At 42.8% G+C, this 10,653-nt stretch carries 9 protein-coding genes; 3 read left to right on the top strand and 6 right to left on the bottom strand.

The features are described 5' to 3' along the window. The first annotated feature begins 45 nt into the window (after nucleotides 1–45). The gene (locus FQT24_RS10405) at nucleotides 46–663 is read left to right on the top strand and encodes a TVP38/TMEM64 family protein (protein WP_000076168.1); all 618 of its coding nucleotides are present in this window, start codon (nucleotides 46–48) and stop codon (nucleotides 661–663) included. Between the two features lie 319 nt (nucleotides 664–982). Here the strand turns inward: FQT24_RS10405 and scrK are convergent, their stop codons facing one another. Together scrK and FQT24_RS10395 are read right to left on the bottom strand one after the other, a co-directional pair. After that, nucleotides 983–1,870, bottom strand: coding sequence for a fructokinase ScrK (scrK, locus tag FQT24_RS10400; RefSeq protein WP_000164316.1), 888 nt, complete (start codon nucleotides 1,868–1,870; stop codon nucleotides 983–985). Between the two features lie 149 nt (nucleotides 1,871–2,019). After that, nucleotides 2,020–3,906, bottom strand: coding sequence for a sucrose-specific PTS transporter subunit IIBC (locus FQT24_RS10395; RefSeq protein WP_143952960.1), 1,887 nt, complete (start codon nucleotides 3,904–3,906; stop codon nucleotides 2,020–2,022). Between the two features lie 378 nt (nucleotides 3,907–4,284). Here FQT24_RS10395 and FQT24_RS10380 point away from each other — a divergent pair, with 378 nt between their 5' ends. Then, nucleotides 4,285–5,739, top strand: a complete 1,455-nt coding sequence (locus FQT24_RS10380; protein ID WP_143952958.1) for a sucrose-6-phosphate hydrolase — start codon at nucleotides 4,285–4,287, stop codon at nucleotides 5,737–5,739. Further along, nucleotides 5,720–6,685: a LacI family DNA-binding transcriptional regulator gene (locus tag FQT24_RS10375; RefSeq protein ID WP_070481867.1), complete on the top strand. Its 966-nt coding sequence runs from the start codon at nucleotides 5,720–5,722 to the stop codon at nucleotides 6,683–6,685. Before FQT24_RS10380 ends, FQT24_RS10375 begins: the two co-directional genes overlap by 20 nt. A 152-nt stretch (nucleotides 6,686–6,837) precedes the next feature. Here the strand turns inward: FQT24_RS10375 and FQT24_RS10370 are convergent, their stop codons facing one another. The 4 genes from FQT24_RS10370 to FQT24_RS10355 all read right to left on the bottom strand — a co-directional run bounded on the left by FQT24_RS10370 (nucleotide 6,838) and on the right by FQT24_RS10355 (nucleotide 10,606). Continuing rightward, on the bottom strand, nucleotides 6,838–8,112 hold the full coding sequence (locus tag FQT24_RS10370; protein ID WP_143952957.1) for a hydroxymethylglutaryl-CoA reductase, degradative: 1,275 nt from the start codon (nucleotides 8,110–8,112) through the stop codon (nucleotides 6,838–6,840). Next, nucleotides 8,112–9,284, bottom strand: coding sequence for a hydroxymethylglutaryl-CoA synthase (locus FQT24_RS10365; protein ID WP_185952591.1), 1,173 nt, complete (start codon nucleotides 9,282–9,284; stop codon nucleotides 8,112–8,114). Before FQT24_RS10365 ends, FQT24_RS10370 begins: the two co-directional genes overlap by 1 nt. Nucleotides 9,285–9,408: 124 nt before the next feature. Then, nucleotides 9,409–9,846: a threonine/serine exporter family protein gene (locus FQT24_RS10360; RefSeq protein WP_143952955.1), complete on the bottom strand. Its 438-nt coding sequence runs from the start codon at nucleotides 9,844–9,846 to the stop codon at nucleotides 9,409–9,411. A 1-nt stretch (nucleotide 9,847) separates the two neighbouring features. After that, complete coding sequence (locus FQT24_RS10355) at nucleotides 9,848–10,606, bottom strand: threonine/serine exporter family protein (RefSeq protein WP_000392943.1); 759 nt, start codon at nucleotides 10,604–10,606, stop codon at nucleotides 9,848–9,850. Between the last annotated feature and the right edge of the window lie 47 nt (nucleotides 10,607–10,653).

Here is a 10,653-nt window from a genome sequence, read left to right as displayed (position 1 = left end):
CCAAAATATGGTATAGTAGAGTTATACTATCTATGAGGAGTTTACATGTCACAGGATAAACAAATGAAAGCTGTTTCTCCCCTTTTACAGCAAGTTATCAATATCTCATCGATTGTCGGTGGGGTTGGGAGTTTGATTTTCTGTATTTGGGCTTATCAGGCTGGGATTTTACAATCCAAGGAAACCCTCTCTGCCTTTATCCAGCAGGCAGGTATCTGGGGGCCACCTCTCTTTATCTTTTTACAGATTTTACAGACTGTCGTCCCTATCATTCCTGGGGCCTTGACCTCGGTGGCTGGTGTCTTTATCTACGGCCACATCATCGGTACGATCTACAACTATATTGGCATCGTGATTGGCTGTGCCATTATCTTTTATCTGGTGCGCCTCTATGGGGCTGCCTTTGTCCAGTCTGTCGTCAGCAAGCGCACCTATGACAAGTATATCGGCTGGTTGGATAAGGGCAATCGTTTTGACCGTTTCTTTATCTTTATGATGATTTGGCCCATTAGTCCAGCTGACTTTCTCTGTATGCTGGCTGCCCTGACCAAGATGAGCTTCAAGCGCTATATGACCATCATCATTCTGACCAAGCCCTTTACCCTCGTGGTTTATACCTACGGTCTGACCTATATTATCGACTTCTTCTGGCAAATGCTTTGACACGTAAAAAATCCGTTTGGTTTCCCAAGCGGATTTTTAGAGCGTAGATTGACTATAGCTTGATACTAAATATACTTTGGTATGGAAATCATGCCTATTTTTCGATAGTGAAGCGAGGACTTACCTAGCCTTTCCGCCGTGATAGAAACACCTGAAATCTAATGGTTTCAGGTGTTCGGAAACTTTGAGACATTAGGCTCAAAGTTTAGGTATGGAATTTCGAAGAAAGTCGCTACCGTCCGTAATCACTTAAGGAAAGGCTCAAAAAACATTGTCTTCAAACAAAAATCCGTTTGGTTTCCCAAGCGAATTTTGTGCTTTATTTTGAAACTTCTTTTGCAAGGACAAAGTTCCCAAGTGTGGCAGAACCATTTCCTGCGACTGCTGGCGTCACGATGTAGTCACGCACATCAGGTACTGGTAGGTAACCATTTAGAAGAGATGTAAATTTCTCACGGACACGGTCCAGCATGTGTTGTTGAGCCATAACCCCTCCACCAAAGACAATCACGTCTGGGCGGAAAGTCACTGTCGCATTGACCGCAGCTTGAGCGATATAGTAGGCTTGGACATCCCAAACAGGGTTGTTGAGTTCAATGTTTTCCCCACGAACACCTGTACGAGCTTCCAAACTTGGACCAGCTGCATAGCCTTCCAGACATCCCTTATGGAAAGGACAAACACCGTTGAATTCTTTTTCAATATCCATTGGGTGTCTAGCAACATAGTAGTGACCCATCTCAGGGTGACCCACACCGCCGATAAACTCACCACGTTGGATGACACCTGCACCGATACCTGTACCGATTGTGTAGTAAACCAAGTTTTCGATACGACCACCAGCATTGTTACGGGCAACCACTTCACCATAGGCAGAGCTGTTTACGTCTGTAGTGAAGTACATTGGCACGTTGAGGGCGCGACGAAGGGCACCAAGCAAGTCCACATTTGCCCAGTTTGGTTTTGGAGTCGTTGTGATAAAGCCATAAGTTTTTGAGTTTTTATCAATATCAATCGGACCAAATGAACCAACTGCAAGACCAGCAAGGTTGTCGAATTTTGAGAAGAACTCAATGGTTTTATCGATTGTTTCGATTGGAGTTGTTGTTGGAAATTGTGTTTTTTCTACAACGTTAAAGTTTTCATCACCGACAGCACAGACAAACTTTGTACCGCCCGCTTCCAAGCTTCCATATAATTTTGTCATGATAAACCTCTTGTTTTTATTTTCTTTATTATAGCATATTTCGAAAGTCTAAATTTCTCTATTTTTTAGATTTTCCTCTGTAAATCTTACCATTCAAGCAAAAACGAACAAACATGTCATTTGTTCGTTTTCGCATTAGAGAGGATTGATTAGATTTTCACTTCGATCACAGCATCCCCCTTCGCAACTGAACCTGTTGCGACTGGAGCTACTGAAGAGAAGTCAGCTGTGTTTGTAACGATAACCATTGTTGTATCATCAAGTCCAGCTGCAGCGATTTTGTTTGAGTCAAATGTTCCAAGAACATCTCCTGCTTTAACCTTGTCACCTTGAGCAACTTTTGCTTCAAAACCTTCACCGTTCATAGTTACAGTGTCGATACCAACGTGGATCAAGACTTCAGCACCATTAGTTGTTTTCAAACCAAAGGCGTGACCTGTTGCAAAGGCGATTGAAACTTCAGCATCAGCTGGTGCATATACCACACCTTGGCTTGGTTTCACAGCGATACCTTGTCCCATAGCTCCACTTGAGAAGACTGGGTCATTGACATCAGCAAGAGCGACAACATCACCAACGATAGGAGTTACAAGTGTTTCATTTTGAAGAGCTGCTGGAATGTTACCAGTTGTTTCTTCTTGGACCAAACGTTCTGTCTCTACTTCAGTAGCAACTTCTTTTTCATCCTCATAACCAAACATGTAAGTAAGAGCAAAACCAAGTGCAAATGATACAGCTACCATAAGAAGGTATTGGGCAAGTTGTCCGTTACCAACATAAAGCATTGTACCAGGGATGATGGTGATACCACTACCATTACCAGCAAGTCCAAGGATAGAAGCCAATCCACCACCGATTGCACCAGCAATCAATGAGAGGAAGAATGGTTTACGGAAGCGCAAGTTCACCCCGAAGATAGCAGGCTCTGTAATACCGAGGAAGGCAGAAAGAGCAGCTGGGAAAGCAAGTGTTTTCAGTTTTGGATTTTTAGTTTTAACACCAACCGCAACAGTCGCAGCACCTTGAGCTGTCATAGCCGCAGTGATGATAGCGTTGAATGGGTTAGCATGGTCAGCAGCAAGCAATTGCACTTCAAGCAAGTTGAAGATGTGGTGCACACCTGACACGACGATCAATTGGTGAACCCCACCAATCAAGAAACCACCAAGACCAAGTGGCAAGCCAAGAATTGCTTTTGTACCAATAAGGATATAGTTTTCAACAATGTGGAAGACTGGTCCGATGACAAAGAGTCCAAGGATAGACATGACCAAAAGTGTCACAAATGGTGTTACCAAGAGGTCAATGACATCTGGAACGACCTTGCGGACAGCTTTTTCAAATTTTGCTCCGACAACCCCGATGATGAAGGCTGGAAGAACGGAACCTTGCAAACCAACAACAGGGATGAAACCAAAGAAGTTCATAGCCGTTACTTCACCACCTGAAGCGACTACCCAAGCGTTTGGAAGTGAGCCAGAAACAAGCATCATACCAAGAACGATACCAACGGCAGGATTTCCACCGAATACACGGAAGGTTGACCACACAACCAAACCTGGCAAGATGATGAAGGCTGTATCTGTCAAGATTTGTGTGTAAGTTGCAAAGTCTCCTGGAAGTGGCATTTCAAGAGCATTGAAAAGACCACGCACACCCATGAAGAGACCTGTCGCTACGATAACTGGGATGATTGGAACGAAAACGTCACCGAAAGTACGGATAGCACGTTGGAACCAGTTCCCTTGTTTCGCAGCTTCTGCTTTCATGTCATCTTTAGATGATGTTGGTAAACCAAGTGCAACAACTTCATCGTACATTTTGTTTACTGTACCAGTACCAAAGATGATTTGGTATTGACCTGAGTTAAAGAAAGCACCTTGAACTTTTTCCAAGTTCTCAATCACTTCTTTATTGATTTTTCCTTCATCTTTGACCATGACACGAAGACGAGTCGCACAGTGAGCTACACTGTTGACATTTTCACGTCCACCCAAGGCATCGATGACTTTTTTTGCAATTTCCTGATTGTTCATTTGCAAAAATCTCCTTATATAAAATTTTGTTCTTGTTTGAAAGCGATTTTATCCGCCCTACGACTTTTATTTTATCATGTTTTAGAAATATGTCAAGCGTTTTGCAGAAAAAATATTCTATCCACTTAATAGGCATACTTTAGTTTGATTGGTTTTGACTGTTTTATCAGATATTCCTTAAAAAATAAGTTTAAAATCTTAGTTAAAAGGGTTTCGTTTCATTATCTTTCATATTTTCCTGAAAATTTGATTGATTCCCTGCATTTATTTTATGACAAACGTTTGACAGTTTTTTCTCTTTTTTAACATAAAAGGCTTGCATTTTTAATCGAAAACGGTTACTATTAGAAGTGATAAGATTTTCGGAGGAATGAATGAATGGAATGGACAACCGAGCGTCGTTACAGACTTTATCAAGATTGGACGCAAGAAGAAATTCAACATATAAAGGAAAATATGGCACAATCTCCATGGCATACTCATTACCATGTTGAGCCAAAAACAGGACTTCTCAACGACCCAAATGGCTTTTCTTACTTTGATGGCAAGTGGATCCTCTTTTACCAGAATTTTCCTTTTGGTGCAGCCCACGGTTTGAAATCTTGGGCACAGCTAGAAAGTGATGATTTGATTCACTTTAAAGAAACTGGAATCAAAGTTTTACCAGATACTCCATTAGATAGCCACGGTGCTTACTCTGGTTCTGCCATGCAGTTTGGCGATAACTTGTTCCTATTTTATACAGGAAATGTCCGTGATGAAAACTGGATCCGTCACCCTTACCAGATTGGAGCTTTGATGGATAAGGATGGCAAGATTACAAAGATTGATAAGATCTTGATTGAACAGCCAGCAGACTCTACAGACCACTTCCGCGATCCACAAATTTTTAACTTTAAAGGTCAATATTATGCCATCGTCGGTGGACAGGACTTGGATAAAAAAGGCTTCGTCCGTCTCTACAAGGCTGTAGACAACGACTATACAAACTGGCAAGCCGTTGGCAACCTTGACTTTGCTAACGACCGTACTGCCTACATGATGGAATGTCCAAATCTGGTCTTTGTAGGGGAACAACCTGTCCTTCTCTACTGCCCACAAGGATTGGATAAGAAAGTTCTAGACTACGATAATATCTTTCCAAATATGTATAAGATTGGGGCTTCCTTTGACCCTGAAAATGCTAAAATGGTAGATGTATCTCAACTTCAAAACATGGATTATGGTTTTGAAGCCTATGCAACTCAAGCCTTCAACGCTCCTGATGGACGTGCTCTAGCAGTTAGCTGGCTTGGATTGCCAGATGTTTCTTACCCATCTGACCGTTTTGACCACCAAGGAACCTTCTCTTTGGTCAAAGAACTCACTATCAAAGACGGTAAACTCTACCAATACCCAGTCGCAGCTATCAAGGACCTTCGTGTGTCTGAAGAAGCCTTCTCAAACCGTGCTCAAACAAAGAACACCTATGAACTTGATCTCAACTTGGAAGCCAATAGCCAAAGTGAGATTGTCTTACTTGCTGACAAAGAAGGCAAGGGACTTTCAATCAACTTTGACCTTGTAAATGGTCAAGTAACAGTGGATCGTAGCCAGGCTGGTGAACAGTACGCCCAAGAATTTGGGACAACTCGTTCTTGCCCTATCGATAATCAGGCTACTACTGCTACAATCTTCATCGATAACTCTGTCTTTGAAATTTTCATCAATAAAGGAGAAAAAGTATTTTCTGGTCGTGTCTTCCCACATGCAGACCAAAATGGTATCCTCATCAAATCTGGAAACCCAACTGGAACTTACTATGAATTAGATTATGGTCGCAAAACTAACTGATGTCGCAAAACTTGCAGGTGTCAGCCCTACTACCGTTTCTCGGGTTATCAATAAAAAAGGCTATCTCTCTGAGAAAACCATTCAAAAGGTAAATGAAGCCATGCGAGAATTGGGCTACAAACCCAACAACCTAGCTCGTAGTCTGCAAGGAAAATCAGCTAAGTTAATCGGCTTGATTTTCCCCAATATTTCTAACGTTTTCTATGCAGAATTGATTGATAAGCTGGAACACCAACTCTTCAAGAATGGTTATAAGACCATCATCTGCAACAGTGAGCACGATTCTGAGAAGGAACGTGAATACATCGAAATGTTGGAAGCCAATCAGGTGGACGGCATCATTTCGGGTAGTCACAACTTGGGAATCGAAGACTACAATCGCGTGACGGCACCAATTATTTCCTTTGACCGAAACCTATCACCTGACATTCCTGTCGTTTCCTCTGACAACTATGCTGGTGGGGTTCTTGCTGCCCAGACCTTGGTCAAGACAGGCGCCCAGTCTATCATCATGATTACAGGGAATGACAATTCTAACTCGCCAACCGGACTACGCCACGCTGGTTTTGCATCCGTACTCCCCAAAGCTCCTATTATCAATGTTTCCAGTGACTTTTCTCCTGTCAGAAAAGAAATGGAAATCAAGAATATCTTGACCCGACAAAAACCAGATGCCATTTTTGCTTCGGATGATTTGACAGCTATTCTGGTCATTAAAATTGCTCAAGAACTGGGCATTTCTGTCCCGGAAGAGCTCAAAGTCATCGGCTATGATGGGACCTATTTTATCGAGAATTACTACCCTCATTTGACGACTGTGAAGCAACCTTTGGAAGAGATTGCCTGCCTTACTGTTGATCTTCTCTTACAGAAGATTGAAGGCAAGGAAGTCGCAACAACCGGTTACTTCTTACCAGTCACCCTATTACCAGGAAAAAGTATTTAATACTCTTCGAAAATCTCTTCAAACCACGTCAGCTTCCATCTGCCACCTCAAAACAGTGTTTTGAGCAGCCTGCTGCTAGCTTCCTAGTTTGCTCTTTGATTTTCATTGAGTATAAGCACAAGAAAACTCAGACCGAATTCGTCTGAGTTTTTTTATGATCTTAAATTTTCTAGGTAGAGCTGGGCTGTCTCTAGGTTAAAGGTTTTATCTGCGATAAGTTGCTCGACTAGGGGAGCAACCTCAGATTCACTGGCACCTGCTAGGAGAGCCAGGGATTTGGCTTGCAATTTCATGTGACCTTGCTGAATTCCTGTGCTCACCAAGGCTTTGAGAGCCGCAAAGTTTTGTGCAAGCCCGATAGACACGATAATCTGGGCTAATTCTTTGGCAGAAGGATTTCCCAGTAGTTCGTGACTGAGGGCTACACGAGGGTTAAGGCCGATAGAGCCACCCTTGGTCGCTACAGGCATGGGCAGGGTCATCTGGCCCACCAATTCTTCTCTTTCAAGGTCCAGCGTCCATTGACTAAGACTTTGGTAATGTCCATCTCGACTGGCAAAGGCATGGGCCCCGGATTCGATGGCACGCCAGTCATTACCAGTTGCAATTAAAATGGCATCAATACCATTAAAAATCCCTTTATTGTGAGTAGCAGCTCGGTAAGGATCAGCCTGCGCAAACTGACTAGCCAACGCAATTTTCTCCGCAATTTCTCGTCCTTGATCCTTTTGGCGACTCAAGTAGCGAAAGGCGATGCGACAGCTTGCCGTCACCAAAGAATCCGTCGCGTAGTTTGATAAAATCCCCATGAGACTCTGTCCCTGACTCAGTTCTTCTAAGACTGGTTTCAAGGCTTCCAGCATAGTGTTGAGCATATTAGCACCCATGGCTTCTTGGGTATCGACATGGAGATAAACAACGAGAAAGTCTGTTTCGCCTTTTATCTGCTCGACATGCAAATCACGCGCCCCACCTCCACGTTTAACGATAGAAGGATAGGCTTGATTGGCAAGTTCCAAGAGTTCGGCTTTCTTGCTGGCAATTTTCTCTTGCGCTTGTTCAGGATTAGCAACTTGATAAAGAGCTACCTGCCCAATCATCTGACGCTCATGGACTTGAGCAGTAAAGCCACCTGCACGCTTGATGATTTTACTTGCATAGCTGGCCGCAGCAACCACGGACGGTTCTTCTGTCACATAGGGAACTGTGTATTCCTGACCGTTAACGAGGACCTCTGGGACCAGTGAATAAGGCAGAGAAAAAGTTCCCACCAAATTCTCACTCAGCTGGTCTGCCACAGTCACACTAATCTGTTCATCCTGCTCCAGACTCGCTTGTCTCTCAGGACTAAGGAGCGCCTGAGCTTTTAACAGCTCGAGGCGCTCTTGGTATGATTTTTTAGAAAATCCATTCCAACTTATCTTCATTATTTTTCAACCTTGCTATAACGGCGTTGGTGGTCAACAATTTCAACCAAGGCAAAATCTTGATTTTCATAGCCAGCAAACTGGGCAGAATTTGTTTCATCTAAGTCTACTTCCTCAAAGAAGACTTTTTCATAGTCAGCAACAGACAGGGCAGTTCGTTGGTTGAGCTTGTTCAAACGGTCTTTATCCAGATAAGCTTCATATCCTTCAACCAATTCGCCACTAAAGAACTCAGCCACGGCACCACTTCCGTAACTATAAAGGGCGATTTTATCGCCAGCCTTCAAGCTATCTGTATTTTCCAAGAGAGACAAGAGTCCAAGGAAAAGTGAACCTGTGTAGATATTCCCCACCTTTTGACTGTATAGAATAGACTGGTCAAAATGCTTTTGCAAGAGGTCTTTTTTCTCTTGAGGCAGGCTCTTATCCATGATTTTTTTCAAGCCTTTTAGTGCTAATTTAGGATAGGGCAAGTGGAAACAAACAGCCGCAAAATCATCTAAGGTAAGCTGGTAGCGTTTTTGGTATTCAAGCCAAGTCGTTTTCAAACTATCCAAGTATTGTTGGGTAGAATAAACACCATTTACATAAGGGGTTGTTGAGTAATTTGGACGCCAGAAATCCATGATGTCACGAGTCTGAGCCACATTGTCATTATTAAAGGCCATAATGCGTGGATTTTGTGTAATTAACATGGCCACACTGCCAGCACCCTGAGTTGGTTCTCCTGGAGTTTCAATACCGTACTTGGCAATATCACTGGCAATGACCAAAACCTTGGACTCTGGAGAATTTTCCACATGCAATTTGGCATAATGAAGGGCCGCTGTCGCTCCATAGCAGGCTTCTTTAATCTCGAAACTACGAGCAAAGGGCTGGATGCCCAGCAAACCATGCACAAAGACGGCCGCAGCTTTACTCTGGTCAATTCCTGACTCAGTAGCCACAATGACCATATCAATTTCTGATCTTTCTTGCTCAGTTAAAATAGAATCACTTGCACTGGCTGCCAAGGTCACGATATCCTCAGTTAGAGGCGCAATACTCAATTCCTTGAGTAAGAGTCCTTTACTTAATTTTTCAGGGTCAATTCCCCTCGCTTCTGCTAAGTCTTGTAATTTCAAGACATATTGACTGGTCGCAAAACCAATCTTATCAATACCGATTGTCATATTTACCTCTGTTTTATCATTCATGTAAAAAATCGTTCTATACTATTTTATCACAAATAGCAGTAAAAGAGAGAAAAAAGACTTGATTCACCAAATCAAGTCGCTTATTATTCTAACCATTATGCTATTTTCGTAAGTGAGAATAAAGTCTGAGAATCACTGTTCCGCTAGCCATTCCAATGGAAATCACCAAAGCCAACATAACAACCAAGGTTGCACTAGCAATGGCATGACTGTAATCTCCCGTCACAAAAAAGGCAGTTGTCCGATAGGAGAGATAACCCGGAACCAGAGGTGCCAAGATGGCCAAGATAAAGACCACAGCAGGAGTCTTATAAAGAATACTTAAAATCTGGCTGACACAAGAACCGATAATGGCTGCAATAAAAGTAGCCACAATAACATTGGTCGGTTCCTTGAGCAAGAGATAAATCAGCCAGACAGCCATGCCCAAAATTCCTCCTGGTAAGAGCATAGAACGTTGAACATTGAGTACGATTAAAAAAGTGATAATAGCAAGAAGACTTGCTACTGCTTGGAATAAAAAGGTTGTTAGTGTCATATTAATTCATCAATACCAAGGCGACAGAAGTTCCTGCCCCTAAAGCAAGGGTAATGAGTAGAGATTCAAACATCTTACTCATACCAGAGTTTATGTGGTTGGTCATAATATCACGAACCGCATTGGTCAAGGCAATCCCTGGTACAAACGGCATGACCGCACCAGCTATAATCAAATCTGCCGTTGAAGGAAAACCTGTGTAGCGAGCCCAAAACTGGGCAATCATCCCAAATACAAAAGCTCCAGCAAAGGCCGTCACAAAGGGAATTCGGATAAACTTCTCCACATAGAGGGAAAAGGCAAAACCAAACAAGGTAGCCACTCCTGCCCCAAGTGCGTCGTAGATATTTCCACTAAACATAATCGAAAAGAAAGGGGCGCTAAAGGTCGCAGCCAGAGTTACCTGCAACTTAGTATAGGGAAGAGGTTGGGCTTGCAAGGCCTTCAATTGCTTGAAGGCTGTCTCTAAATCAATCTGCCCCCCTACTAACTGACGAGAAATCTGATTCACATCGCAGACTTTTTCAATGTTATAAGAAGAGGAAGTCACGCGTTTCATTCGCGAAATATTGGTATTTTCAATGGAGAAAAAGATAGCAGCAGGCATGGCAAGAACATTGCAATCCAAAATTCCCTGCGAATGCGCAATACGAATCATGGTATCTTCTACACGATGAATCTCTGAACCACTTTTGAGAAGAATGGTTCCAGCTAACATAATCACATCGATGACGGCATTTAATTCTCTTGATTCTTCCATGCGTCCCTCCTTTTATCAACTCCCTCTATTCTATCACAAATCTGGAG

It is taken from the genome of Streptococcus mitis, assembly GCF_901542415.1.
Lineage (GTDB): Bacteria > Bacillota > Bacilli > Lactobacillales > Streptococcaceae > Streptococcus > Streptococcus mitis_BL.
The sequence above is the reverse complement of the archived record's forward strand: the minus strand, read 5'-3'. Positions and strand labels throughout refer to the sequence as shown.

Coding starts and splice junctions, on each gene's coding strand:
- scrK (WP_000164316.1), bottom strand. CDS start 1,870: ATGACAAAATTATATGGAAGCTTGGAAGCGGGCGGTACAAAGTTTGTC.
- FQT24_RS10355 (WP_000392943.1), bottom strand. CDS start 10,606: ATGGAAGAATCAAGAGAATTAAATGCCGTCATCGATGTGATTATGTTA.
- FQT24_RS10375 (WP_070481867.1), top strand. CDS start 5,720: ATGGTCGCAAAACTAACTGATGTCGCAAAACTTGCAGGTGTCAGCCCT.
- FQT24_RS10405 (WP_000076168.1), top strand. CDS start 46: ATGTCACAGGATAAACAAATGAAAGCTGTTTCTCCCCTTTTACAGCAA.
- FQT24_RS10360 (WP_143952955.1), bottom strand. CDS start 9,846: ATGACACTAACAACCTTTTTATTCCAAGCAGTAGCAAGTCTTCTTGCT.
- FQT24_RS10365 (WP_185952591.1), bottom strand. CDS start 9,284: ATGACAATCGGTATTGATAAGATTGGTTTTGCGACCAGTCAATATGTC.
- FQT24_RS10380 (WP_143952958.1), top strand. CDS start 4,285: ATGGAATGGACAACCGAGCGTCGTTACAGACTTTATCAAGATTGGACG.
- FQT24_RS10395 (WP_143952960.1), bottom strand. CDS start 3,906: ATGAACAATCAGGAAATTGCAAAAAAAGTCATCGATGCCTTGGGTGGA.
- FQT24_RS10370 (WP_143952957.1), bottom strand. CDS start 8,112: ATGAAGATAAGTTGGAATGGATTTTCTAAAAAATCATACCAAGAGCGC.